The following is a 23,337-nucleotide window of genomic DNA, read 5'->3' as shown; positions in this document are numbered from 1 at the left end:
TTTTGGGGTTCCGCTGACCAATCCAGTCTGATTCATGGATTGTCGACTGATTTGGAGGTCGGCGATGTCCACGAGGATGACGGAAACGGATTGGGCGAACACGCTGGAGGTTTTCCGCGCTTGCCTGCCACGGCGAGGCCGCAAGGCTGCGGACGACCGGCTTTTTCTGGAAGCCATGCACTTCTTCACGGTGGAGAATGTGCGCTGGCGTGCGCTGCCGGAACGCTTTGGCCACTGGAACTCAGTGTGGAAGCGCTTTGACCGGCTGAGCAAAGCCGGCGTGTTCGAAGCCTTCTTCGACACGTTGGCCGAGATGAGCGCATCGGCCCATCTGATCCAGATGTTCGATTCCACCATTGTGCGCGCCCATGTCTCGGCAGCGGGCGCAAAGGGGGGCAGCAAGGCCAGGCGCTCGGCCGCTCGCGCGGCGGGTTCACAACGAAAATCCACGCCAAGGCGGACAATTCGGGCGACATCATTGCGTTCGATCTGACCGGTGGCCAAGTTGCCGACACAACCCGCTTTGAGACCCTGCTCGACATAGGGCCGGACATCACCCCACGTGCCGCGCTGGGCGACAAAGGCTATTCCAGCAAGGCCAATCGTGCAGCCGCGCGGACACGCGGCATCGCCCCGGTGATCCCTCACAAGGCCAACGAGAAAAACAGGCCAGCCTTCTTCGCCCAGACGCTCTACAAGGCGCGCGCCCGTATCGAACAAGGCTTCGGGCGGCTCAAGCGCTTCAAACGCGTCGCCCTGCGATGCGAAAAGACAGCACGAAATTTCCGCTCAATCGTAAGCTTCGCAGCAGGCCTATGCTTGATCAAATTCGTCCACACGGCCTAGGTCATTGGGGTAGCGACGGCAATGCTGCAAGCATGGCCCGAAATACAGGTGGGCTGTTGATAGGTGCTGATACACTAGTGGGAAATTCAGCGAGGGTCGGTGTCGTGGCTGGCTATGGCCATTCTAACTTTGACGTCGGCGATCGCAATTCTGCTGGTAACAGTGCGGACTACCACTTGGGAATTTACAGTGGCGGAGCGGTCGGTGACTTTTCTGTGCGCACTGGAGTTGCCTATACTTGGCATACAATCTCCACCAACCGTACCGCAGCGTTCCCCGGATTTTCTAACAATTTGGAGTCAGATTACCGGGCCGGCACAACGCAGGCATTTGGTGAACTGGCTTATCGTTTGCAACAGGATGGAATCACATTTGAACCCTTTGCCAATCTTGCCTACGTCAATCTGACTACAGACGGGTTTACAGAGACAGGTGGGCCGGCAGCTTTGTCGAGTTCTGGTGGCACAAATAGCGCGGCGTTCACAACGCTGGGTCTACGGGCGACGACCAAATTTAACTTGCAAAACGGTGTCGAAGCTTCAGCGCATGGCATTGTTGGCTGGCGTCAGTTGATCGGTCAGACAGCGCCAATGTCTACTCACTCATTTGCGGGTGGAACTGACTTTACGATTGCCGGAGTGCCTTTGGCACCCAGTGCCGCTCTGGTGGAAGCCGGGATTGATTTCAGGCTTCAACCATCAACAAATTTAAGTTTCAGATATGGTGGTGAATTCGGCAGCGGTTTCATCGATCAAAGTATCAAGGCAACTCTATCTGTCAAACTCCAATGATCTCGCTCTTCATAGAACACAGCGTATTAAACAAAATGAAAGTCCAGCGATGAACATTCCAAAACGTCTGCTTTTTGGCGTTGGCGCAATAATGACGTTGGCTTTGGGAACCGTGTTTGTTGTCAATGCTGCGACTGGTTTGTCGATCAACCTAACAAATTCGCCCAAAAAGACTGCGCCTATCGGCGCAGCCGCACCATCTACAAAGTTAGCTCAGGCATCAATAACGCCGCCAACGCTGCCAGGAGGTGCCTCGTCCTTGCAGGAATCCTATCAGGATTGGCAAGTTATATGTGCCCAGAAAGTAGAGAAAAATCGCTGCACACTGTCACAACAACAGATTGATACCAAGACTAATCAACGGGTCTTGGCTGTGGAGTTTGAAGCCCACAATGATCAGTTCCAGGGAATTATGGTTCTGCCGTTCGGACTGGCCCTAGCGTCCGGTGTGACGTCAGCGGTTGATGATGAGGTGAGTGGCGCCGCGATTGGGTTCCGCACTTGCTTGCCTGCTGGATGCATCGTGCCCATCAGCTTTGACGCCAGCAGTTTGACGGCGCTCAGAAAAGGCACAAACCTAAAAATAAAAGCGACCAGTGACGGCGGGCAGGAGACTGTATTTACTGTGTCGTTGAAGGGTTTCTCCGCGGCTTACGATCGGCTTTCAGCTCTCGCGCAGTAGAGTTCGAACGATACATGATCTGAGGAAAGGTGGAGCCAACGGGCTCCGCTTTGCTTCGACAAACTAGCCTCACAGAGTATTATTGGGGCTCTCACGCATAATTTGTTGGTGAAGCGCTAACGGGCCGCTGTTGGGGTGCATCCGAAGCGTCGTCTGAATGTGCGGTTGAAATGGGAGATGTCACTGTATCCGCACATAAGCGCTATGTCCCCGATCCTGAATGAAGCTTCTCCAGCCAGCAACACACGTGCGTGTTGCAACCGACGTTCTTGCACGTGTTCGCCAAAACTGAAACCAGTCTCAATCAACAGGGCGTGCACATATCTTGGTGATACGCCAATCGTCATTGCGGCAACTTCTGCGGAAATGGCAGGATCGGTAAAGTGTTGTGAAATATAGCCGAGGACCGCGGCAAGTCGAGCAGAGCGCAATCCGCCGCCTCCATCGGTATAGGAATCTGCGCGCTTCATACCTGCAGCTATGCCAACAAGGTCGATAAACGTGTCGCTGATATGCGTGTTGAGTTGGGCGGTCTCAAATTTTGTGCCCGTAATAAGTTGATGGTAACGCCCGAGCATCACCAGCGCTTCGCTCTCCGGGGCGATTGCTATGCCGGCCTTGTCCTCGGTACCGCGGAATTCCGCGTCTAATGCACCGAACGGAAATATCACATGGTCCCAAGTTGTGATGCCGGCACCGAGCATCTGAAGCGGTTGGCTACTCGAAATCAAAACCGCAGCTCCCGGTTCTAAAACAAACTCGCGACCGCCCTGTGTCCCGGTGATCCGTCCAAGGCCTCTATTGATGAAAAGATTGTGCCCATGACGAGCGTCTTCGCCAATATTCTGGTTTGTGCGTTCAGCCATGTTCACGGTGCTTGACATCTTGCCCAGAACTACCGACCCGGCAGCCAGCGCTGTCAATTCGGCGTGGAAAGGCAAATCTTCTGATATTTTGTAGTTTACGCAGGCAATTTCAGCGTTATGAATTTCGCGCCAGAGATTGAATCGCTCGCGATCTGAGATGTCTCGCGCCATGTTGTCGGACGAAAATACAGTTAATGCAGGCACTTAAGTCCTCGCTAAAGATCAAATAGTCGTTCTTGTATTGCTAAAGTCATCGCAGTTTCTTTTGTAGAGACTTCTATCGCGTAGTCACCACAATAGCGCGTAAATTCTATTCGACTCTGTGATCTAAATGGCGATTGCTCGCTTATCACCCGCCGTCGCGGTGGTGGTGATTTGAGCTCAACACAAGCCGGACGCAGGAAGTCGTGTGCGACCTTCGCATGTAGCGAACCGCTTGCGCTATCAACTCAACAGCCCCCAGAGTTGCAGACACCTTTGTTCCCTAAAATCCCAGATTTGCGGAAGAAATCAAGATTGATGCGGTGAACTAGGCTGTACCCCGTCAGGACCTAAGTCATCATTATGATGTTGTAATTTAGGGAGTGTTTTGGTCTCGTCACGAACAGGAACGATCGAAGATGAGAACGAAGCAAATGAATGCCACGAAGCCCGCTGAGCGGGTTGTAAAGGACGTACGCCGGGCAACCCGTAAGCATTATTCCGCCGGACAAGAGCCGCATTGTTCTGGATGGCTTGTGCGGTGACGTGCGGGAAGCATATTTTCCCTTGCGGCGAACTTGCGCTCTCCAGGTCCCTGCTTAGTACGAACAATTGTTGCCATCCGCACAGTCCTTTCAATCTGGGCAAAATCCGTGCACATAAAGATCAAACGAGGTACAAAACCGTGCAGTTTGGTCAAAATTTGGCGCACTCTGTTCTTGATATGATCTATCTGAAAGATAACATAGAGCATTGAAAAACAAAGAGAAAATATTCGCCATTGCGCCCATGATGGATTGGACGGACAGGCATTGCCGGTTCTTTCATCGCCAGCTGACGCGTAAGGCGCTGCTTTATACGGAGATGGTGGTTGCCGATGCGGTGATCCACGGGTCGCGGGAGCGGCTGTTGGGGTTTGATGCGCAGGAGCATCCGGTGGCGTTGCAATTGGGCGGGTCTGATCCGGCCAAGCTGGTGGAGGCGGCGCGGATTTGTGCTGATTTCGGCTATGACGAGATCAACCTCAATGTCGGCTGTCCGTCGGACCGGGTTCAGTCTGGCACATTTGGCGCGTGTTTGATGAAGCAGCCGGAGCTGGTTGCCGAATGCGTTGCGGCGATGAAGGCGGTGGTGGATGTGCCGGTGACGGTGAAATGCCGGCTTGGTGTGGATGATCAGGACCCAGAACAAGCGCTTGATGCGCTGGCGCAAGCGGTGTGGCGGGCCGGCACGGATGGCCTTTGGGTGCACGCGCGCAAGGCGTGGCTTGCAGGTCTGTCGCCCAAGGAAAATCGCGATATTCCGCCACTTGATTATGGCCGTGTGCAGCGGCTGAAGGCTGCAAACCCGGCGCGCTTTATCGGCATCAATGGCGGCATCCAGACCATTGAGACGGCGCGTGAACAGATTGCGCACGGTCTTGATGGGGTGATGCTGGGGCGCGCTGCCTATCACACACCCGGCGTGCTTTCAGGTGCCGATGCGCTGATTTCCGGCGGTGAAAGCGCGCCGATAGTTTTTGCCGAACTGATTGACACGATGGCTGGCTATGCAGCGCGCCATATCGAAAATGGCGGCAAGCTTGGCCATGTCACCCGCCATATGGTGGGGCTGTTCCACGGCCTGCCCGGCGCGCGGCGCTTTCGGCAGATATTGTCAACCGATGCAACGCGGGCAGGGGCCGGGCCAGAGGTCTTGCGCGATGCGTTTGCGGCGGTTGATTTTGAACAGGCCACCGAGGCTGCGGCCTGAATTTTTGAGCAATGTGAAGCGCGCGTGCACCCCTTTGAGAGGGCTGCACGCGCGCTTGTTATTTAAACGCCGATCTTGCCGCCGCCTTGTTTGGTGATGACGACAACTGCTGGGCGTGGTGGCATGTTGTCTTTGAAATCTGGCCAGCGGGTGGACGGGTCGTTGAAGGTGGAGACGCGGCCGAATTCTGGCCATGCTTCACCATCATCACCTGGATGCTGGATGGCGACGAAGGCGCTTTGGACATCTGGTGCGAACATGGGGCCGCACAGTTCGCCGCCGGCAGGACAGCGGTAGAAGTGTTTGGAGGTTCCGCGGCCTTCGCCTTCCGTTTCCAGTCCCCACAGACCATCGGCACGGCCAGTGTCTTCTGCGCTGTTGCCATCGGTGGAGATCCACAAGCGGCCTTCGGCATCGACGGCGCAATTGTCTGGCATTCCGAACCAGCCATCCTTGGTGGTGGCCGATGAGAAGGTGGCACCGACTTCTGCGATGGAAGGATCACCGCATTTCACGAGGATTTCCCATGTGAAGGTATCGGCGGCATGGTCCTTGTTGGGTGCTGTCATTTCAACAATGTGACCGAACAGGTTTTCAGGGCGCGGATTGGCCTTGTCGACCTGCTCTGGCTTGCGGCGGCTGTTATTGGTCAGCATGACATAGACTTTTCCGGTTTCCGGATTGGCCTCGACATCTTCTGGACGGTCCATCTTGGTCGCGCCGGTGGTGTCTGCGGCAAGCCGCGTGCGGATGAGCACATCGCCTTGGCTGTCAAAACCGTTTTCAGCCGTGAGTTGGCCTTCGCCGTGGATCAGCGGCATCCAGGTGACGGTGCCATCATCATTATATTTGGCAACCGAAAGCGTGCCCTTGTCGAGCAGGTCCATATTGGCCGCACGATCATCCGGGTTGTATTTTCCCTCGGTGACGAAGCGATAGACATAATCGAAGCGCTCATCATCACCGCAATAGACGACGACGCGGCCATCTGTGTTGACCAGCATGGCGGCACCTTCGTGCTTGAAGCGGCCAAGTGCAGTGCGCTTTTTAGGCACTGAGTTTGGATCGGTCGGGTCAATCTCGACAACCCAGCCGAAGCGGTTTGCTTCGTTCGGTTCCTTGATAATGTCGAAACGGTCATGATATTTGGCCCAGGCATATTGTGCGCCCGGTGCGCCGAGGCGCTTGAAATTGGCGTAGTTGGGGTGGGCTTCGCCCATTTCGCCCATGAAATAGCCGTTGAAATTTTCCTCGCAGGAAATCCACGTGCCCCATGGTGTCATGCCGCCCGCGCAATTGTTGATCATGCCCTTGACCTTTGTGCCGGATGGATCGGCATTGGTCTGCATCAGCGCGTGTCCGGCGGCGGGGCCGGTGATTTCCATTTCCGTCTCAGCGGTGATGCGGCGGTTGAGCGGGGAGTCCTTCTTGTAGGTCCATTTGCCGTTTTCGCGCAGAACCTCAACGACGGCACCACCATGGGCCATCATTTCGATTGCCACCAGTTCCGGTGTCATGGCGGCGAAGGCAACTTCCTTGCTTTCCTGACGCGCCATTTCAGGGAACATCAGTTCCTCATTGGTGTATTCATGGTTGACGGCCAAAAGGCCGTGGTCGGACTTGCCGTCTATCGGAAAGAAGCCAAGATAATCATTGTTGTAGCCGAACTGTTTTGCCTGCGCTTCGGCTGTCTGGTTGAGCGGGTCAAATTCAGGTGCGTCGGCAAAAAGCGGGTCGCCCCAACGGATCAGCACATCGGCATCATAACCGGCAGCGACATGGTGATCAGCATCAACGCCGGCGGTGACTTCATCAAACACAAAGCGGGTGGTGCCTTGGGCGTGCGCCTGTTCAGATGCCAGCATGGCAAGCGGACTGACGGTTGCGGTGATGGCGGCGACGGCGAGAGAACCGCGCAGCAAATCGCGGCGCGAGAACCGGCGCGCGATGATTTCACCCATCGTGTCGGCTGTGGAATTGTTGGAGCCGGTGTCCTCGGAGAGTTCGGCGCGGATAGATCGCGTCAGCTTGTCGGTTTCGTGATCGTGGGTCATGGAAGCTCCTGTCCGGTCCTATGGAGCGGGACACTTCGCATGGTCACATTACAGTTCTTTGACGGTCGCTGGAATGAGGTGATGACGGTCCAGCAGATACCGTGCTGGCGCTTTACATCCCCGCATCGCGGCGATAGCGGAGGTCCTTCATCAGAGGAGATCTCGCATGCCGGACATGTCGATGGGTGGAAGCGAGATTGCCATGTTTGTCATGGGCATTGCTGCAGCGGGCGTTGTCGCGGGCTTGCTGGCGGGTGTATTCGGCATTGGCGGTGGAGCCGTCCTGGTGCCTGTTTTCTATCAGGTGTTCGGCCTGCTCGGAGTAGACGAGGCCGTGCGCATGCATCTGTCGGTCGGTTCGTCTTTGGCGATCATCGTCCCAACCTCGATCCGCTCCTTCACCAGCCACAAGGCCCGGGGCGCGGTGGATATGGATCTGCTCAAATCCTTTCTCGTTTCGATCCCGGTAGGCGTGGTTCTGGCAGCCATTGCTACGGCCTCTATTTCAAGCGCTGGCCTGCGCATTGTGTTTACCGTGGTGACCGTTCTGGTGGGTATCAAACTGCTCTTCGGTCGCGACCACTGGCGGCTGGGCAGCGAAATTCCCGGCAATCCGTGGCGGTCGGTCGTCGGAACAGGGATCGGGTTTTTCTCGACCTTGATGGGCATTGGCGGCGGCATCATGAACAATACCTTCATGACGCTCTATGGACGTCCCATGCACCAGGCTGTGGCGACGTCAGCCGGTGTCGGTGTGATGATCGCGGTGCCGGGCGCTGTCGGATACATCATCGCCGGTTGGAATAACACTTTGCTGCCGTTTGCCTCCACCGGTTTCGTCAACTGGGTCGCAGTTGCGCTGGTCATTCCCATAGCGCTTGTCGTCACGCCCTACGGGGTAAGGATCGCGCACGCTTTGTCGAAACGGCAGCTTGAAATCGGCTTCGGGCTTTTTTGTCTGCTGGTCGCATTGCGGTTCTTCGCCAGCCTGATGGGCTGACGCTCGGCGTTAGCAGATTTTGCTTGCCAATAGATAAGTGCAGGCTTATCTATTTGGCATGATTGAACCCCAGATCTGGCGCGCATTGGCCGACCCAACCCGACGCGCGGTGTTTGAAGCACTCGCCAGTGGCGAAAAAACTGTTGGCGAACTGACCGCTGGTTTTGACATCTCGCAGCCCGCAGTCTCGCAGCATCTGGCGGTGTTGAAAGAGGCGCGGCTGGTGAGCGAGCGCCGCCATGGCCGCAACGCGTTTTACACCATTCATCCCGGCGGCCTGCAGCCGCTGGCCGAGTGGATCGACCGGTATCGAACCGACTTCTGGCCGGAGAAGATCGAAAAGCTGAAAACCGTTTTGAAGGGGATGGATCAATGAGCGACGAGAAGCGGGGGGCCGGTGCGTCGGGCGACACTCTGGAATTTGAGGTTGATCTCGCCGAGCCAGCAGAAAAAGTGTGGCGTGCCATCACTCAGCCGGAAATCATGGCCGAATGGCTGGGACGCACGCTTGGGCCCGTGGAGCAGGGCGCGCGGTTCACCCTTTCGGACAAGCAAACCACCATCGATTGCGAGGTGCTGGCGGTCGATGTCGGGCGGTCGGTGCGCTATGCTTGGCATGATGATGCGGGCGTTGCTTCTATTGTCTCCTTTGAACTCCAGCCTGATGCGACCGGTGGCAGTAGACTGCGCATCAGGCACGGCGACTTCAAGCGGACCGAGATGCGGCTATCGGCTGCCAATTCCAATATGGCGATAGCGCATTTGCGCGCCGCATGAACGGGAGAGCTTTTTTGATGAACACTCTTGTACCGATGGTGATCGAACAATCGAGCCGGGGCGAGCGCTCGTTCGACATTTTTTCGCGTCTGCTGCGCGAGCGGATCATTTTTCTCAATGGCGAGATCAACGACACGGTTTCAGCACTCGTGTGCGCTCAGCTGCTGGCGCTGGAATCAGACCATCCGGGCAAGGAAATCGCGCTCTATATCAATTCTCCGGGTGGCATGGTGACCAGCGGCTTCGCCATCTATGACACGATGCAATATATTTCATGTCCGGTCTCGACGGTGTGCATGGGCACAGCGCGCTCAATGGCGTCTTTCCTTTTGATGGCAGGCGAGCCGGGATTGCGGATTGCACTGCCCAACTCCGACGTGGTGCTGCACCAGCCATTGGGTGGGTTTCAGGGGCAGGCGTCCGACATCGAACGCCATGCCGACAATGTGGCCAGAACCAAGCGGCGGATGATTGCACTCTATGCGCACCACTGTGGGCGCGCGCCCGAAGATGTGGAGCGTGTTCTGGACCGCGACTACTTCATGAGTGCCGAGGAAGCGCGTGACTGGGGGATTGTCGACCACATTTTCGAGCGCCGTTCTGCGACGATGCCGCTTGCTCTGGACAGCAGTGCTGCACCGCGGATCGGCGTGTCGTAGCTACGAAATTCCTGATGGACCGCTGCTCACGCGCCGTCAGTCACGCAGGATCATCCGGTCGCCGCGTACGTCATATCCGGAAAGGGTACCAAGGAAATTCATGCCGAGCAGTGACTGTTCGAGCGCGTGGGCCTCAGCGACTAGCACTGGTACGCGGCGCCGGACTATGGAGCCGACTGCGACTTCATCGGCGATGGCACGCGCTGCACGGCCGGTGCCATTGGCGGTGGATACAGAAACGCTGAAGCTTAGCCTGTTTGGATCAATTCCGGCTCGGCGGGCGTCGTTTAGCGTCAACACGGTTGTCGTTGCGCCGGTATCGACCATGAAATCAACCGACGTTGTGTCGACCTTCGCCCGTACCCCAAAATGGCCGCTTGGCAGCTTTTCAAGTTCGACCGTTTGTTTGCCGTTAGAATCCGTCAACGATAGTGGGCTGCCGGGAACAAGACCAACCGTGATTCGGCTTGCGACGTCTTGCAGTTCGTATCGGTATTGATACCCGGCGATGAAAACAAGGATGAGGAGCGCCCGCAGGGCAAGGCTGCGCAGCACTGTGCCGAAGCGTTGCCCGGAAGACAGGATGCCAACCGCAACGAAGGCACTCCACAGTGCAATATAGGCAGTTCGGCCGATCTCCTCGCCGGAGATACCGATGATGTCTGTTCCGGTCAGCATGATTGTCGCCAAAGCTACTGCGGCTATGGCAAATACGAACCAGAACAATGACTTCATGCCGAATCTTCTTGGGACCGTTCCCGCGCCATTCGGCTGCGACGTGTCTCGCGGCGGGGGCGACGCTCAACGGTTTCAAGTCTTGCGGGCAGGGTGGCCATGATGGCGCTGCGCTGGTGGGGGGCCATGCTCATCCAGTCCGAGATTTCGTTGCCCGTGCGTCCGCAGCCGAAACAATAGCCGGTTTTCATATCGATGGAGCATACAAGGATGCAGGGCGATTCGATGGCCGTCATTGCCGTTCCCGGATGGTCTCATCCACATGGTGCACCGCAATTGGCAATGCAAGTTCTTTCGAAACCGGCGCACTATGTCGTGCGTCTGCCATCAAAAACTCAACAGCGGGTGCTTGTCTGCGCATCATTGCGCATTTATGCGCACGGATGGACTTTTTTCACTCACCTTGATTTGGCGGACAGATGACCACCAGCGGCCTTCCATTTGACGATTTTCGCACCTTGCTCGCAGGGGTCGAGGGCCCCGATCAGGGGGCTGCTGCACGGGTGCGCGCGCTCTACGCCGCAACAGGTAAGCCAAAAGGCTCACTTGGCCGTCTAGAAGACATCGCCGAATGGCTGGCTGAGTGGACGGGCAGGGCGCCGCCGGTCATCAACAAGCCGCTGGTGGCCATTTTTGCCGGTAACCATGGCGTGGCCGCCAACAACGTGATTTCACCACGGGCTGCGGCCTCGACCGCGCAGGTGGTGGAGCTCACGGCAGCAGGTGGAGCAGCAATCAACCAGTTCTGCATTGCGTCCAACCTTGGGCTCAAGGTTTTTGACCTAGCGCTTGACCTGCCAACGGCAGACATCACGCAGGATGCGGCGCTTGATGAGAAAAGCTGCGCGGCGACCATGGCTTTCGGGATGGAGGCGGTTGCAGACAATATTGATCTTTTGTGCATCGGCGATCTTGGCGTGGGCAACACGACAGTCGCTGCGGCGTTGTTTGCTGCCTTGTTCGGCGGTTCGGGCGCAGATTGGGTAGGGTCTGGCTCAGGCGCAGACGACCCAATGATGGCACGCAAGGCTGGCGTCGTGGACAAGGCGCTGGCTCTGCATGGATCGCATCTGAAAGATCCGCTTGAGGCGCTGCGGCGAGTCGGCGGGCGCGAATTCGCTGCCATTGCCGGCGCTATCCTTGCGGCGCGGTTGCAAAAAGTGCCGGTGGTGCTGGACGGGTTTGCGTCAACGGCCGCTGCTGCGGTTCTCCATGCGTTGAACCCGCATGCACTCGACCATTGCGTCCTGGCGCATCTTTCTGTCGAGAATGGACACAAGCGGGCGGCAGAGAGGCTGGGTCTGCGCCCGATCCTTGATCTCAAGCTTCACCATGGCGAGGGTACAGGCGCCGCGCTCGCCGCCGGTATCGTAAAGGCTGCGGCATTGTCTCTGTCGGGAATGGCGGCCGCGATACGTTAGCTGGCTCCGGCCGCGCCAACTTGCGGTGCAGATCGGTCACGTCCGTTCATGTGACCGCAAGAATGGCAGACGTCTGTGGCGCCCACAGTTGCACTGCAAGTGTTATCAGGATGCGAAGCGGCGGGCGGGCGGCTGATCCTGCTGGCGATGAATGGCCGGAAGTGATTCCATGACGCGCGAGGCAGGGAATATCGCGATCGCCTCTGTGCCTTCGCGCAGCTTGGAGTGAAGTTCGAACTCGCCGCCATGCATCGCCATCATGCCTTGGACAATGGGCAGCCCGAGGCCGGTACCCTGCTCGGCGCTTTTGATGGCAATCGAGCCCTGCCCAAAGGCTGACAGGACGATTGGGATCTCGTCTTCCGGGATACCTGGGCCGTTGTCCTTGACGGAGATATACTGGCCGCCACCGACCGTCCAACCCACCTTGACGATGATCTCCCCGCCACTACCAGTGAATTTGACTGCGTTCGACAAGAGGTTGAGCGTGATCTGGCGCACAGAACGCTCATCGGCATAGAGGCGTGGCATATCGCTCTCATATTGCTGGACGATGCGGATGTCCTTGTTGCGCGATTTCAACTCCATCAGGCGGCAGCACTCTTCCACCACATAGACGATCGTGACCGGCTCTTCATTCAGCGTATATCGGCCGGCCTCGATGCGCGAGAGATCGAGAATTTCATTGATGACGTCGAGCAGATGCTGACCGGACCCATGGATGTCGCGGGCGTAATCGCGATAGGTGTCGTTTTGCATCGGGCCGAGCACTTCGCTGGCCATGACTTCGGAAAAGCCCAAAATAGCATTCAGTGGCGTGCGCAACTCATGGCTCATGGATGCCAGAAAGCGTGACTTGGCCAAATTGGCCTCCTCGGCGCGGCCGCGGGCTTCGTCCGACATGGATTTCGCGGTTTCGAGCTCGGCAATCAGGCCATCCACTTCGCGCCGAAAAGATAGCAGCATGACTGCGGACCGGTTCATATTACTCGATACGTAAGAAAAGAAGGGCAGAGCCAGAACCAGCAGACCTGCCATCACACTTTGCACCGGCATCCACAGATGGGCGCCCAGCGATGCATAGATGGCCACAGGAAGCGCGAAAGTGACGATCAGCGCGCCGCGCAGCGATGAACTGATGAGGGCGCTGGCGGCGATGGCCAGAAGGAGGACAACGGCCTTGAACACCGGCAGGTAGTCCGGGTCACAGGCGATGCAGCTGAGCGAGGCGAAATAAGCCCAGCCCAGGCCGCTGACAAAGTGGCTCACGAAGAAAATATTACGAACGCGTTTTGACTTGATATCTGACGGATTTTTACGGTCGATATTGCGGGCCACAAATGCCACTGCGGTGTAGCACGTGACAGTGACCAGCGCCCAGATCAGAATGTTGGCTTCCATGCCAAAATAGAGACCGGCACCCGCGATGAGCAGTACTAAGAGTGGTATCGCGGTGGCGCTGCTGACCATTGCGCGCGCATGCAGTTTCAAAAGCTCGCGGTCAAATTCCGGGTTGCCGGCTCTTTGCGAAAGACGGTCGCGCGTTTTGCGGACCGCGCGCGACACCTCGCTGTTGCGATGGGTCTTTCGGCGGTCCACAATAAACTTATCGGCCGTGGTCGATTGCTGGAACGGCATGAACGTTTCTGTTGTGGCGCGTATCGATACAAGCCCAGGTTAGTGGCGAATGATTAAGAGACCCTTTTGCGCATGAGCTCATCCTGGAATGGCAGAGCGCGGACCAACCGGTCGCGCCGGCCACGCAGCCTGTGGCGCCAAATACTTGATTATGGCGTCGCCGCAGCCATTCTGTTCCTTCTGGTGGTGGTTTCAGCACGCGTTGATATTGCCGATACGCGGCAGACTGCTGGGCAGGCCGTAATCAACGACGGCGATTCCCTTACGCTCGGCAAGGAACGGGTGCGTCTGCGCGGCATCGATGCGCCGGAATACAATCAGACCTGCACAAAAGACGGGACATCCTATCTGTGCGGACGGCTTTCGCGTGAGGCGCTGGTGCGGTTGATCGCGCGCCGACCGGTGGTCTGCAAGGGTGGCGACCATGACAGGTACGGGCGCATCCTTGGTCGATGCAGTGCGGGAGATACTGATCTCAATCGTTTGCAGGTGGAAGCGGGCTGGGCTGTCGCTTATGGTGACTATGAGGATGAGGAAAAAGCTGCCCGTGAAGCCAAGCGCGGCCTGTGGGCGGGATCGTTCGACCGTCCGCGGCGGTGGCGCGACAGCCATGGAGCTTTAGTGGAAGGAGAGCACCAGTCGGTGCGATCGCTTTGGGACTGGTTGAAGACATTTGTCGGGTCGTTATGACCGGTGACATGCAGACTAGGAGAATTGGATGAAGCTATTTGATGGTGGCCGGGCTCCCAACCCGCGAAGGGTTCGGGTCTTTCTGGCGGAAAAGGGCATTGAGGTCCCGCTTGTCCCAGTTGATATGGGCACTTTCGGCCACAAGGATGCAGAGCTGACCCAACGCAATCCGCTGCAAAGATTGCCTATTCTGGAGCTTGATGATGGGACGGTGCTGACTGAGTCCGTCGCGATCTGCCGCTACTTTGAAGCGCTTCACCCCGCCCCGCCCATGTTTGGGGAAGGCGCGCTGGGCAGCGCTGTCGTTGAAATGTGGAACCGGCGGATGGAATTGCATCTGTTGATGCCGGTAGCGCAGGCCTTTCGCCATATCCACCCTGCGATGAAAGAATGGGAGGTGCCCCAAATTGCCGAATGGGGCGAGGCCAACAAGCCAAAAGCTTTGGAATTTCTGGCGTTTTTTGACCGCGAACTGGCATCTCGCGAGTTTGCTGCAGGTGACGCATATTCTATCGCTGACATCACCGCCATGATCGCGATCGACTTCATGAAGCCAGCCCGGATCACGCTGCCTGATGGGCTCAGCAATGTCGGGCGTTGGTATTCTGACGTCAAAGCGCGCCCGAGTGCAGACGCTTAGGCTGGGTACACAATCGACGGCGCTGGCCGCACTCACCGATGAAGCGCGGGATTGCCGCATATGCGCGGAGCGCCCGATTGGCCAGCCTTTGCCACATCCGCCTCGACCGGTGGTCGTGGCATCGACGAAAGCGAGAATCCTGATTGCAGGGCAGGCGCCCGGTACCAGGGTTCATGCGTCTGGCATTCCCTTCGACGATGCCTCGGGCGACCGGTTGCGAGACTGGCTGGGCGTTTCGCGCGTGCAATTTTACGACCCGGACGTTTTTGCCATTTTGCCCATGGGATTTTGCTTTCCAGGGCAGGATGCCAAAGGAGGTGACCTGCCGCCGCGGCGCGAATGCGCACCGGCTTGGCGGGCGCGTTTCATGGCGCTGATGCCGCAGATTGATCTTGTGCTGACGATTGGGCTCTACGCGCAGCGCTGGCACCTTGGGACGCTTCGAAAGCCATCGCTGACCGCGACAATTGAGGATTGGCGCGCCATCTATGCGCAAACGACACCGCATTCTATCGTCCTGCCGCATCCTTCATGGCGCAATACTGGGTGGTTGAAACGTCACCCTTGGTTCGAAGATGATCTGCTACCGTTTCTACGCGCGGAAATTGGCGCGCGGGCAGGACAAATCCGGCCGCTTTGATCTATGCAGATTGATCTCCTGTTTAGAATTTCTTTCTTGCAGAGCGCCCCTATCACGGTCATTGTAGTATTCAATTCTACTTGGAGCCGATTATGGACCGCCTTGACCGAAAAATTTTGCGCCTCTTGCAAGAGGATTCCACGCTAGCTGTGGCAGATATCGCCAAGAAGGTAGGTCTGTCGACGACACCGTGCTGGCGGCGCATTCAAAAGCTGGAGGAAGAGGGCGTTGTCATGCGCCGCGTGGCGCTGCTCGACCCGGAAAAGATCAACACCCGTGTCACGGTTTTCGTCTCAATCCGCACGAATTCGCACAGCCATGAGTGGCTGCGGCGCTTTTCAGAGGTTATCCAGGAATTCCCAGAAGTGATTGAATTTTATCGGATGAGCGGCGATGTGGACTACCTGTTGCGCGTGGTCGTGCCGGATATCGCTGCCTATGACGCATTCTACAAGCGGATGATTGCCAAGATTGAAATCCGCGATGTGTCGTCGGCTTTTGCGATGGAGCGGATCAAATACACCACGCAGTTGCCCCTCGACTACTTGGTCTTGGACAAGGAAAGTGGTTCGTCTGCCAGCAATTAGGACGTTGGCCTATTTGCGCTCGAGGCGGGCGAGCAGCGAGGATGTATCCCAGCGCCTGCCGCCCATCGCCTGCACGTCCTTGTAGAACTGGTCGACAAGTGCCGTGACGGGAAGACTTGCACCGTTACGATCAGCTTCCTCGAGGCAGATGCCCAAGTCTTTTCGCATCCAGTCCACGGCGAAGCCGAAATCATATTTGCTGGCATCCATAGTCCTGTGGCGGTTTTCCATCTGCCAGGAGCCGGCAGCTCCCTTGGAGATAACATCGACCACTTTTTCAATGTCCAGGCCGGCCTGCTTGCCGAAATGAATGCCTTCAGCCAGGCCCTGAACCAGGCCGGCGATACAGATCTGGTTGACCATTTTGGTTAGCTGCCCGCTGCCGGCCGGCCCCATGAGGCCAACCATTCGGGCATACGCATCGATGACTGGTTTAGCGCGCTCGAAGGTTTCGGTCTCGCCGCCCACCATCACGGTCAGGATGCCGTTTTCAGCGCCCGCCTGGCCACCGGATACCGGGGCATCCAGGAAACCGAAGCCGCCTTTGGTCGCGGCGACCGCAAGCTCCCGGGCCACCTCAGCGGAGGCCGTCGTGTTGTCGATGAAGATCGCGCCCGTGCTCATTGAAGCGAATGCGCCGTCCTTGCCGATGGTAATCTGGCGCAGATCGTCGTCATTGCCGACGCATGCGAACACAAAGTCCTGGCCTTTTGCAGCCTCTGCTGGCGTGGCAGCGTGCTGCCCGCCATGTTCTTCGACCCATTTTTGAGCCTTTTCAGCCGTGCGGTTGTAAACGGTAAGATCGTGGCCACCCTTGTTTTTCAAGTGTGCAGCCATCGGGTACCCCATCACGCCAAGGCCGAGAAACGCTACTTTTGCCATTTTTTCCTCATCGATGGTTTTTGCGCTACGTTCAGCGCACCAGGTGGCGGGTAATGATGCGCTCGATCCAGTCGATCGTATGCCGCAGCATTTCAACGATCGTCAGATAGAGAATTGCCGCCCAAAGGTAGGTCTGGAAATCGAAGCTGCGCGAATAGGCGCGACGCGTTTCGCCCATCAGGTCGAACACGGTGATGATGGCGACGATGGCCGATCCCTTGATCATCAGGATGATTTCATTGCCGTAAGGACGCAGACCTACAATTAGCGCCTGGGGCAGGATGATCTTTCGGAGAGTGATCCACTTGGACACTCCAAGTGAGGCGGCGCCCTCCCATTGTCCGCGCTCGACGCTCTCGATCGCGCCCCGCAGTATTTCGGCCTGATAGGCGGCAGTGTTGAGCGAAAAGGCGAAGATGGCGCAGTACCAAGCTTCACGGAAAAAGATCCATAGCCCGACAGATTCAAGTGCAGGGCGGAACGACCCGAGGCCGTAATAAATCAGAAATGTCTGCGCCAGAAGCGGGGTGCCGCGAAAGAAGTAAACATAGGCGTAGGCAAGCGCCGCGAGAAATCGGTTGGACGACATGCGGGCATACGCGATCGGTACCGACAGGACGGCACCGATGACTATTGAAATGGACACCAGCGTCAGGGTGACCCCAAGGCCGCTGATATATTGTGGCGCATAGCGCGTGAACAGATCGGGGTTCCAGGCGCGGACCATATAGGCAAGCAGACCGAGGCCGATCAGAAACCAAAGGCCCAGAATAATATGCCCGGCGATGCGCGGGCCGGTCCACTCACGGGCTGGCTCAGGCGGTTTCGTTACGGCTAGACTGGATGCCAGATCACTCATCGCACGGCATCCCGCTTGCCCACCCACCGTTCGATGAAGCCGATGCCGATGGAGGAAATGATCGCCAGCGCCAGATAGATCAGGCACGCGACACCAAAGAACAGGAAGGCATGTTTGGTCACGCGCGCGGCAACGCCAGCCTGACGCACAATGTCGGAAAGGCCGATGGCAGAAACCAATGCTGTGTCTTTCAGCAGGATAAGCCACAGATTGCTGAGACCGGGCAGGGCGATACGTATGAGTTGCGGTAGGATCACCAGCCGCATGGTTTTGGGGCTCGACAGGCCGACAGCCATCGCACCTTCATACTGCCCGCGCGGAATGGCGCGGAAAGCGGACAGGAAAACCTCGCTGGCATAGGATGAAAAAACGAGCCCTAGCGCGATCATGCCGGCGACAAAGCTGCTGATCTCGACTGTAGCGCTGGGATTGAAGAAGTGGATGAGCTGCTGCAAGCCGACCTGCGCCCCAAAGTAAATGAGGAACAGGGTCAGAAGCTCGGGAAGGCCGCGAAAAATGGTGGTGTATATATTTCCCGCAATACGCAAGGAAGGCTCTTCGGCCTTCTTGGCGAGAGCGATCAGAAATCCTGCGAAAAGCCCGAAGGGCAGGGTGCATACCGCCAGCGAGACGGTGACAAAGACCCCGCTCGCAATATCGTCGAGCCAGCCTTCTGGTCCCCAGCTTAAAAGCGTCCAAACGCCTGCCATCGATCCGTTCAAATCCCCACGTACCATATCAAACCCGAAAGGTGCCGGCAGCTCCTCTAGCTGCCGGCACCTTTCAAGACTCAGGAATCAGAACCGTAAACGTCAAACGTAAAGTACTTGTCGTTGATTTCTTTGTATTTTCCGTTAGCACGGATTGCTTTTATAGCGGCCGAGAACTTGTCTGCCAGCTCGGTCTCGCCCTTGCGGACGGCGATGCCGGCGCCGGGGCCGTGGATTTCAACGACCGGCGTAATCGTACCGACGATCTTGCAGCAAGCGCCCTCCGGAGTCTTCAGCCATTCGTCAATGACGGATATGTCGTCATTGGCTGCATCGATTCGGCCAGCGGCCAGATCGAGCTGATATTCCTGGCTTGACGGGTAACCCTTAAGGGTCGAATCGGTGAATGTCTTTTCGGAAAAATTATAGTGCGTGGTCGACGTTGCGACGCCGATGGTCTTGCCGGCCAGATCTTCCTTGGTGATACCCTTGATGGTGGTATCTTTCGGGGCCACGATTGCCGGCGGCGTGTTGTAATATTTCTCCGAGAAGTCGACCTTTAGCTTGCGCTCGTCGGTGATCGACATGGACGCGATGATAGCATCGAATTTGTTTGCCTGAAGCGCCGGAATGATGCCGTCCCAATCCTGCGTGATGAACTCGCACTTGGCTTTCATTTCCTCGCAAAGAGCTTTGGCAATGTCGATGTCGAAGCCTTCGAGTTTGCCGTCGGCGGTCAGATTGTTAAAGGGCGGATAGGCGCCTTCGGTGCCGATCTTCAGGGTTAGATCCTGTGCCTGTGCTGCTCCCAGCGACAGAGCAAATGCGGCCACAGATGCAGCCAGTGTGAAACGCTTCATAATACGCATAATGTTCCTCTCATTTTTGATCCCCGCTCCGGTACAGACCGCACTGGAGCTTGGGGTGACGCGTATGGTGGTCACCCGCTGAACCGATATTCCCATTGTTTTTCAGCAAAATGCAATCGCAAACCACTTCACTGGCCGTTGTCCATGCCGGGTCTGTGGCGACAACGCGTGCGAAATGACATTCAGCGAGCGTTGTTCAGGCCTGTTTGCTGCTCGATGAAATCGGCGATCGTACCGATGTCGTCAAGGTTGAAAGCTGGCACAGTTTCGCCGGTGACCAAATAGTCGGCAGCGATTGCCACAATCGCTGGATCCGTGGCGGACAATGGCGCGCGGTCCTTTGCGTCGCGACGGCGCGCCTCGATTTTGGGATGGGCCTCACGCTTGTAGCCTTCCACAAGCACAATGTCGCAATCACTCATGCGTACCAGGATGTTGTCGAGAGATGGTTCGGCCTCGCCCTCGAGTTCATGCATGAGCGCCCAGCGTCTTCCCGATACGATTGCGACTTCACGTGCGCCGGCCGCGCGATGACGAAAACTGTCGGTGCCCGGTTGGTCGATGTCGAAATGATGGTGTGCGTGTTTGACGGTTGCAACGCTCCAGCCGCGCGCCTTCAATTCAACGACCAGCCGCTCGGTCAGCGTCGTCTTGCCGGAATTTTTCCAGCCGGTGATGCCGAAGATTCGTTTGGTCATTGCTCTTCCAAAAAAGTGTGGGCGAGGAATAAATCGTCGGGCGTGTTGATGTTGAAAAAAGGGTCGGCTTCGTCAGTGCCTGTCGTCGAAAAATCGGCCACAACAAAGCCAGCCATTTCGATAAAGGCCATGACCTTGCGCCTGTCCTGTTGTGCAAGATGATCCCGCAGCGCTCTTTGGAGTGTGAGCGGCCAAAGGCCGATGACAGGATGGATGCGCTCGCGGGACTGGGCAATCGAAATGCGAGTATCGTTAGGCATCAATACCGTGCTGAGTTTCGCGGCCAGATCGCGGGGGATAAAAGGGGTATCACCAGCCACAGTCAGCACGTGGGAAGCCCCTGTTTCGTGTGCCCATTCCATGGCAGCGAGAATTCCTGCCAGCGGACCAGCGAAACCCTCCAGCGGATCGGAGAGAATGGGAAGTCCAAAGGACGCATACCGAGCAGGGTCACCATTGGCATTGATGGCGAGTGGTGTCGCCTGGAGCGCGAGGCGCTCGATGATGTGGGCGATCAGCGAGCGGCCGGCCAGCAGAGCTAATGGTTTATCGGTGCCGCCCATGCGCCTGGAACGACCGCCTGCCAGGATAACCGCCGGGAACTTCTCCGTCATGCAACCTCTCCCACCTCACGTGACACCCGGATCACGTAGAGGGTGGATATCACGCCCATTACGGAAGAAGACAACATCACCCATAACAGCGGGTAAGGGCCGCTTTCGATCGTCAGGAGGGTGGCTGCAACCACGGATAGCGCTGCGCCGCCGCCGATCTGCATCGCACCGCCGAGACCGGAGGCAGAGCCTGCGAGATGAGGCTTTACGCTGACGATACCGGCATTGGCGTTAGGCAGCGTGATGCCATTGCCGACACCTGTGAAGAAAGCCGGGCCGAATAGAGCCAGCGCGTGGTAGAAGCCCGAGGCGAAAAGCCCTATCGCCAGCACCATGCCAGTAGCGGCGATCACATTGCCGATGAGCATCATGCGGTTGATGCCGAGGCGACCTGACATGCGGCCGGAAAACAGGTTCCCCAACATATAGCCGACGGAAATGATGCCGAAATAAAGACCGTATTCAGAAGGTTTGAGGCCAAGAATTTCTGAAGATACAAATGGCCCACCGCCGATAAAGGCGAAAAACGCACCTGAAGTGAATGCGGCAGTCGACACATATCCCCAGAACCGACGGGAGGCGACAAGTTCGGGGTAGGATCGAAACTGACCGGCGAAACTCGACGACGGCGTCTGGTTAGTCTCGCCAAGGTCGAAATAGATAAGGGCGAGCGCGATACATCCGAAGGCCAGCGTGAGCAGGAAGGTCGACTGCCAGCCAAAGTTTTCATCCAGGAAACCGCCGATCATCGGGGCGACCATGGGAACCAGCGCGGTTCCCATGGTGACATAGCCGATCTTGCTGGCCGCCTGATCGGCTGGCACCGTATCGCGCACTACGGCACGCCCGAGCACCATGCCGGCAGCTGAGAAGGCTTGCAGAAGCCGGCATGCAAGCAGCGCCTCAATGGAGGGCGCAAATACTGCCGCTAATGTGCCAACCAGAAAAATGGAGACGCAGACCAGCATGACCGGGCGACGGCCAAAACGGTCTGATGCCGGGCCGATGAACAACTGGAGAACCGCGGTAGCGATCAGATAAAGAGAGACTGCGAGCTGTACGACGGCATAGTCGGTGTGAAAATATCGCGCCATACCCGGCATCGACGGCAAAAATACATTCATCGACATGGCCGCGACTGCAGTTGCGAAAACGAGTGTCAGAATGTGAGGTTCTGTCTTTCGATCCAGAAAAACCGATGCCATGAAAAGTTGCAGCCCCATGCAGTGCACGCTTCAGGATGTCTAGGACAGGTTCGAGTCTGTGTCACGCCGATGCGTTCGCGACCCCAAATTCAGACGCCCTCGGGCGCCATGGGCGAGCGCGTCGCGGTGGCAGCCGGTTTGCGACGGGAGACGATACGTTCGCGATAGAGCGTATAAAGTCCAGAGGCGACCACGATCGCGGCGCCACAGATCATGGCCTGATCCGGCACATCACCGAAGATCAGGAAGCCGAGCAGGATTGCCCAAAGCAGTGAGGTATAGCGGAATGGTGCGATGAAGGAGATTTCTCCCTCGCGCATGCCCATGATGATGAACTGGTAACCGATCACCAGAAGAACGGCGGCGGCCGCAAGTGAGCCCGTCTCGGGAAGGGTCATGGCTGTCCAGCCGCCCATCGGGACCGTGAGCAGCAAACCGGAAACTGCCACTGCGCCGGCGGTGAGGGTGGATACCAGAAGTGTTGGGATTTCGGGAGACAACTGCCTCGTGGCAAGGTCTCTCACCATACACGCCAGCACGCTGCAGAGGACCACCAGCGAATAGACGCTGAACCCCTCAAATCCAGGCCTGACGATAATCATCACGCCCACGAAGCCAACTGCAATGGCCAGCCAGCGCCGCCAGCCGACCCGCTCGGCGAAGATGAGGGCAGCGCCCATGGTGACAGCCAGCGGCAGTGCCTGCAGCACCGCAGAGACATTGGCGAGCGGGAGTTTTGCAAGCGCGATCAGAAACAACACGGTCGCGACAACTTCTGCAGCGACACGAATGGCGACCAGCCTGTTCAGCACCAGTGCCGGCCGCGCAAAAGCGCCACGGTGGGCTGCGATAAGACCGATGAGTAGGGTTGCAAACAATCCACGCACGAGCATCACCTGACCGGTGTTCATATCGCCGGTCATGGTTTTGGTAATTGCGTCGTTTGCGGTGAAGCCAGCCATGGCAATAGCCATGAAGAGCGAGCCGCGAAGGTTTGGTGAAAGAGGCAAGGACATGATTACCGCGCGGGACAGCTACTTCCCCGGATGTAGCATCCGCCTTCAGACCAGCAACCTGTTTTCCAGTGGGCCAGCGTGTCGATGGCCACCAGCCTTATTGCGGCGTGAGCACCTCGGTGCCGTTGCCGTCCTTGCCAGTGATCGTCCACAGGCCGTCCAGCGTGCCGTCCTCCGTCACCTGATAGACCACAAGGCCGACCTCCTCGCCGAGTACATAGGCGGCAGCGAAGGCATCGCCATTGCGCGAGCAGATACCATCTGATGTGGTTCCGCCAGTTTCCCAATGGATCACGCAGGTCGTGTCGCTCGTCAGCACGATTTCGGCCGTGCCTTCGTAGCTGGAGCCGTCAGCATTTGTGCCGGCAACATCATATTTTCCGCCGAAAGAGGCGGCCGCTGCCGGGACGGCCAGCATGCCTGCAAGGAGTAAAGACGAGAGCAACTTGACCATGAGAATCCCTCCATTTGTCAGCGGATGCTAATGGAGGAATTTGCCTTCGTA

General features: G+C 57.4%; 27 protein-coding genes and 1 pseudogene. 14 read left to right on the top strand and 14 right to left on the bottom strand.

Translation table 11 applies throughout. The features are described 5' to 3' along the window. Positions 1 to 34: 34 nt before the first annotated feature. From GA830_RS20435 to GA830_RS15550, 4 genes and pseudogenes are all read left to right on the top strand, one after another. Positions 35 to 283, top strand: a pseudogene (locus GA830_RS20435) (transposase); the annotation flags it as partial. A 38-nt stretch (positions 284 to 321) separates the two neighbouring features. Further along, positions 322 to 846 (top strand): IS5 family transposase, encoded by a 525-nt coding sequence (locus GA830_RS20430; protein WP_195164712.1) that lies wholly within the window; start codon positions 322 to 324, stop codon positions 844 to 846. Next, positions 816 to 1,637, top strand: a complete 822-nt coding sequence (locus GA830_RS15555) for an autotransporter outer membrane beta-barrel domain-containing protein (protein WP_195162701.1) — start codon at positions 816 to 818, stop codon at positions 1,635 to 1,637. Before GA830_RS20430 ends, GA830_RS15555 begins: the two co-directional genes overlap by 31 nt. Further along, the gene (locus tag GA830_RS15550; RefSeq protein ID WP_258045469.1) at positions 1,573 to 2,319 is read left to right on the top strand and encodes an invasion associated locus B family protein; all 747 of its coding nucleotides are present in this window, start codon (positions 1,573 to 1,575) and stop codon (positions 2,317 to 2,319) included. The genes GA830_RS15555 and GA830_RS15550 overlap by 65 nt, the downstream gene beginning before the upstream one ends. A 116-nt stretch (positions 2,320 to 2,435) precedes the next feature. Here GA830_RS15550 and GA830_RS15545 read toward each other — a convergent pair whose 3' ends face one another. Further along, on the bottom strand, positions 2,436 to 3,389 hold the full coding sequence (locus tag GA830_RS15545; RefSeq protein ID WP_195162700.1) for an AraC family transcriptional regulator: 954 nt from the start codon (positions 3,387 to 3,389) through the stop codon (positions 2,436 to 2,438). A 750-nt stretch (positions 3,390 to 4,139) separates the two neighbouring features. On the opposite strand from GA830_RS15545, the gene dusA reads away from it, so the two are divergent. After that, positions 4,140 to 5,138 (top strand): tRNA dihydrouridine(20/20a) synthase DusA, encoded by a 999-nt coding sequence (dusA, locus tag GA830_RS15540; protein ID WP_195162699.1) that lies wholly within the window; start codon positions 4,140 to 4,142, stop codon positions 5,136 to 5,138. Positions 5,139 to 5,200: 62 nt separating this feature from the next. Here dusA and GA830_RS15535 read toward each other — a convergent pair whose 3' ends face one another. After that, positions 5,201 to 7,192, bottom strand: a complete 1,992-nt coding sequence (locus GA830_RS15535; protein WP_195162698.1) for a PhoX family protein — start codon at positions 7,190 to 7,192, stop codon at positions 5,201 to 5,203. Between the two features lie 166 nt (positions 7,193 to 7,358). On the opposite strand from GA830_RS15535, the gene GA830_RS15530 reads away from it, so the two are divergent. The 4 genes from GA830_RS15530 to GA830_RS15515 are packed head-to-tail and all read left to right on the top strand — an operon-like array spanning position 7,359 to position 9,628. Beyond that, positions 7,359 to 8,192: a sulfite exporter TauE/SafE family protein gene (locus GA830_RS15530; RefSeq protein ID WP_195162697.1), complete on the top strand. Its 834-nt coding sequence runs from the start codon at positions 7,359 to 7,361 to the stop codon at positions 8,190 to 8,192. A 58-nt stretch (positions 8,193 to 8,250) separates the two neighbouring features. Next, positions 8,251 to 8,568: an ArsR/SmtB family transcription factor gene (locus tag GA830_RS15525; protein ID WP_195162696.1), complete on the top strand. Its 318-nt coding sequence runs from the start codon at positions 8,251 to 8,253 to the stop codon at positions 8,566 to 8,568. Next, the gene (locus GA830_RS15520; RefSeq protein ID WP_195162695.1) at positions 8,565 to 8,969 is read left to right on the top strand and encodes an SRPBCC family protein; all 405 of its coding nucleotides are present in this window, start codon (positions 8,565 to 8,567) and stop codon (positions 8,967 to 8,969) included. The genes GA830_RS15525 and GA830_RS15520 overlap by 4 nt, the downstream gene beginning before the upstream one ends. 17 nt (positions 8,970 to 8,986) lie before the next feature. After that, on the top strand, positions 8,987 to 9,628 hold the full coding sequence (locus GA830_RS15515) for an ATP-dependent Clp protease proteolytic subunit (protein WP_374939278.1): 642 nt from the start codon (positions 8,987 to 8,989) through the stop codon (positions 9,626 to 9,628). A gap of 36 nt (positions 9,629 to 9,664) precedes the next feature. On the opposite strand, the gene GA830_RS15510 is transcribed toward GA830_RS15515, so the two are convergent. After that, entirely contained in the window at positions 9,665 to 10,363 is a 699-nt protein-coding gene (locus GA830_RS15510) for a TIGR02281 family clan AA aspartic protease (RefSeq protein ID WP_195162693.1), read from the bottom strand. Then, positions 10,360 to 10,599 (bottom strand): DUF1289 domain-containing protein, encoded by a 240-nt coding sequence (locus GA830_RS15505; RefSeq protein WP_195162692.1) that lies wholly within the window; start codon positions 10,597 to 10,599, stop codon positions 10,360 to 10,362. The genes GA830_RS15510 and GA830_RS15505 overlap by 4 nt, the downstream gene beginning before the upstream one ends. A 183-nt stretch (positions 10,600 to 10,782) precedes the next feature. Here GA830_RS15505 and GA830_RS15500 point away from each other — a divergent pair, with 183 nt between their 5' ends. After that, positions 10,783 to 11,784: a nicotinate-nucleotide--dimethylbenzimidazole phosphoribosyltransferase gene (locus GA830_RS15500; RefSeq protein WP_195162691.1), complete on the top strand. Its 1,002-nt coding sequence runs from the start codon at positions 10,783 to 10,785 to the stop codon at positions 11,782 to 11,784. A 105-nt stretch (positions 11,785 to 11,889) separates the two neighbouring features. Here the strand turns inward: GA830_RS15500 and GA830_RS15495 are convergent, their stop codons facing one another. Then, positions 11,890 to 13,422 (bottom strand): sensor histidine kinase, encoded by a 1,533-nt coding sequence (locus tag GA830_RS15495; protein WP_195162690.1) that lies wholly within the window; start codon positions 13,420 to 13,422, stop codon positions 11,890 to 11,892. Between the two features lie 72 nt (positions 13,423 to 13,494). Here GA830_RS15495 and GA830_RS15490 point away from each other — a divergent pair, with 72 nt between their 5' ends. The 4 genes from GA830_RS15490 (at position 13,495) to GA830_RS15475 (ending at position 15,979) form a co-directional block, all read left to right on the top strand. Next, positions 13,495 to 14,112, top strand: a complete 618-nt coding sequence (locus tag GA830_RS15490) for a thermonuclease family protein (RefSeq protein WP_195162689.1) — start codon at positions 13,495 to 13,497, stop codon at positions 14,110 to 14,112. A gap of 28 nt (positions 14,113 to 14,140) precedes the next feature. Beyond that, positions 14,141 to 14,752, top strand: coding sequence for a glutathione S-transferase (locus GA830_RS15485; protein WP_195162688.1), 612 nt, complete (start codon positions 14,141 to 14,143; stop codon positions 14,750 to 14,752). Beyond that, on the top strand, positions 14,688 to 15,392 hold the full coding sequence (locus GA830_RS15480) for a uracil-DNA glycosylase family protein (protein WP_258045468.1): 705 nt from the start codon (positions 14,688 to 14,690) through the stop codon (positions 15,390 to 15,392). The genes GA830_RS15485 and GA830_RS15480 overlap by 65 nt, the downstream gene beginning before the upstream one ends. A 92-nt stretch (positions 15,393 to 15,484) precedes the next feature. Continuing rightward, positions 15,485 to 15,979 (top strand): Lrp/AsnC family transcriptional regulator, encoded by a 495-nt coding sequence (locus GA830_RS15475; protein ID WP_195162687.1) that lies wholly within the window; start codon positions 15,485 to 15,487, stop codon positions 15,977 to 15,979. 9 nt (positions 15,980 to 15,988) lie between these two features. Here GA830_RS15475 and GA830_RS15470 read toward each other — a convergent pair whose 3' ends face one another. The 9 genes from GA830_RS15470 to GA830_RS15430 form a co-directional block, all read right to left on the bottom strand. Next, positions 15,989 to 16,876 carry an NAD(P)-dependent oxidoreductase gene (locus GA830_RS15470; protein ID WP_258045692.1) on the bottom strand — a complete coding sequence of 296 codons (888 nt, stop codon included), beginning with the start codon at positions 16,874 to 16,876 and terminating at the stop codon, positions 15,989 to 15,991. A 16-nt stretch (positions 16,877 to 16,892) separates the two neighbouring features. Further along, entirely contained in the window at positions 16,893 to 17,720 is an 828-nt protein-coding gene (locus GA830_RS15465) for an ABC transporter permease (protein WP_195162685.1), read from the bottom strand. Beyond that, the gene (locus tag GA830_RS15460; protein ID WP_195162684.1) at positions 17,717 to 18,430 is read right to left on the bottom strand and encodes an ABC transporter permease; all 714 of its coding nucleotides are present in this window, start codon (positions 18,428 to 18,430) and stop codon (positions 17,717 to 17,719) included. The genes GA830_RS15465 and GA830_RS15460 overlap by 4 nt, the downstream gene beginning before the upstream one ends. An 80-nt stretch (positions 18,431 to 18,510) precedes the next feature. Continuing rightward, complete coding sequence (locus tag GA830_RS15455) at positions 18,511 to 19,299, bottom strand: ABC transporter substrate-binding protein (RefSeq protein WP_195162683.1); 789 nt, start codon at positions 19,297 to 19,299, stop codon at positions 18,511 to 18,513. 182 nt (positions 19,300 to 19,481) lie between these two features. After that, positions 19,482 to 19,997, bottom strand: a complete 516-nt coding sequence (gene mobB / locus GA830_RS15450) for a molybdopterin-guanine dinucleotide biosynthesis protein B (protein ID WP_195162682.1) — start codon at positions 19,995 to 19,997, stop codon at positions 19,482 to 19,484. Continuing rightward, on the bottom strand, positions 19,994 to 20,611 hold the full coding sequence (mobA, locus tag GA830_RS15445) for a molybdenum cofactor guanylyltransferase MobA (RefSeq protein WP_195162681.1): 618 nt from the start codon (positions 20,609 to 20,611) through the stop codon (positions 19,994 to 19,996). The genes mobB and mobA overlap by 4 nt, the downstream gene beginning before the upstream one ends. Beyond that, the gene (locus GA830_RS15440) at positions 20,608 to 21,816 is read right to left on the bottom strand and encodes a multidrug effflux MFS transporter (protein ID WP_195162680.1); all 1,209 of its coding nucleotides are present in this window, start codon (positions 21,814 to 21,816) and stop codon (positions 20,608 to 20,610) included. The genes mobA and GA830_RS15440 overlap by 4 nt, the downstream gene beginning before the upstream one ends. Positions 21,817 to 21,905: 89 nt before the next feature. Further along, positions 21,906 to 22,826: a DMT family transporter gene (locus GA830_RS15435; protein ID WP_195164987.1), complete on the bottom strand. Its 921-nt coding sequence runs from the start codon at positions 22,824 to 22,826 to the stop codon at positions 21,906 to 21,908. Between the two features lie 103 nt (positions 22,827 to 22,929). Continuing rightward, positions 22,930 to 23,286 carry a hypothetical protein gene (locus GA830_RS15430; RefSeq protein ID WP_195162679.1) on the bottom strand — a complete coding sequence of 119 codons (357 nt, stop codon included), beginning with the start codon at positions 23,284 to 23,286 and terminating at the stop codon, positions 22,930 to 22,932. Positions 23,287 to 23,337: the final 51 nt, after the last annotated feature.

This window comes from Mesorhizobium sp. NBSH29, assembly GCF_015500055.1.
Taxonomy (GTDB): Bacteria; Pseudomonadota; Alphaproteobacteria; order Rhizobiales; family Rhizobiaceae; genus Neomesorhizobium.
This window is presented reverse-complemented; position numbering and strand designations above follow the sequence as displayed.

Excerpts from the sequence above, each read along its gene's own strand:
- GA830_RS15555 (WP_195162701.1), top strand. The coding sequence starts at position 816 with ATGCTTGATCAAATTCGTCCACACGGCCTAGGTCATTGGGGTAGCGAC.
- GA830_RS15535 (WP_195162698.1), bottom strand. The coding sequence starts at position 7,192 with ATGACCCACGATCACGAAACCGACAAGCTGACGCGATCTATCCGCGCC.
- GA830_RS15530 (WP_195162697.1), top strand. The coding sequence starts at position 7,359 with ATGCCGGACATGTCGATGGGTGGAAGCGAGATTGCCATGTTTGTCATG.
- GA830_RS15525 (WP_195162696.1), top strand. The coding sequence starts at position 8,251 with ATGATTGAACCCCAGATCTGGCGCGCATTGGCCGACCCAACCCGACGC.
- GA830_RS15520 (WP_195162695.1), top strand. The coding sequence starts at position 8,565 with ATGAGCGACGAGAAGCGGGGGGCCGGTGCGTCGGGCGACACTCTGGAA.
- GA830_RS15515 (WP_374939278.1), top strand. The coding sequence starts at position 8,987 with ATGAACACTCTTGTACCGATGGTGATCGAACAATCGAGCCGGGGCGAG.
- GA830_RS15510 (WP_195162693.1), bottom strand. The coding sequence starts at position 10,363 with ATGAAGTCATTGTTCTGGTTCGTATTTGCCATAGCCGCAGTAGCTTTG.
- GA830_RS15505 (WP_195162692.1), bottom strand. The coding sequence starts at position 10,599 with ATGACGGCCATCGAATCGCCCTGCATCCTTGTATGCTCCATCGATATG.
- GA830_RS15500 (WP_195162691.1), top strand. The coding sequence starts at position 10,783 with ATGACCACCAGCGGCCTTCCATTTGACGATTTTCGCACCTTGCTCGCA.
- GA830_RS15495 (WP_195162690.1), bottom strand. The coding sequence starts at position 13,422 with ATGCCGTTCCAGCAATCGACCACGGCCGATAAGTTTATTGTGGACCGC.
- GA830_RS15490 (WP_195162689.1), top strand. The coding sequence starts at position 13,495 with ATGAGCTCATCCTGGAATGGCAGAGCGCGGACCAACCGGTCGCGCCGG.
- GA830_RS15485 (WP_195162688.1), top strand. The coding sequence starts at position 14,141 with ATGAAGCTATTTGATGGTGGCCGGGCTCCCAACCCGCGAAGGGTTCGG.
- GA830_RS15480 (WP_258045468.1), top strand. The coding sequence starts at position 14,688 with ATGGGCTCAGCAATGTCGGGCGTTGGTATTCTGACGTCAAAGCGCGCC.
- GA830_RS15475 (WP_195162687.1), top strand. The coding sequence starts at position 15,485 with ATGGACCGCCTTGACCGAAAAATTTTGCGCCTCTTGCAAGAGGATTCC.
- GA830_RS15465 (WP_195162685.1), bottom strand. The coding sequence starts at position 17,720 with ATGAGTGATCTGGCATCCAGTCTAGCCGTAACGAAACCGCCTGAGCCA.
- GA830_RS15460 (WP_195162684.1), bottom strand. The coding sequence starts at position 18,430 with ATGGCAGGCGTTTGGACGCTTTTAAGCTGGGGACCAGAAGGCTGGCTC.
- GA830_RS15455 (WP_195162683.1), bottom strand. The coding sequence starts at position 19,299 with ATGCGTATTATGAAGCGTTTCACACTGGCTGCATCTGTGGCCGCATTT.
- mobB (WP_195162682.1), bottom strand. The coding sequence starts at position 19,997 with ATGACCAAACGAATCTTCGGCATCACCGGCTGGAAAAATTCCGGCAAG.
- mobA (WP_195162681.1), bottom strand. The coding sequence starts at position 20,611 with ATGACGGAGAAGTTCCCGGCGGTTATCCTGGCAGGCGGTCGTTCCAGG.
- GA830_RS15440 (WP_195162680.1), bottom strand. The coding sequence starts at position 21,816 with ATGGCATCGGTTTTTCTGGATCGAAAGACAGAACCTCACATTCTGACA.
- GA830_RS15430 (WP_195162679.1), bottom strand. The coding sequence starts at position 23,286 with ATGGTCAAGTTGCTCTCGTCTTTACTCCTTGCAGGCATGCTGGCCGTC.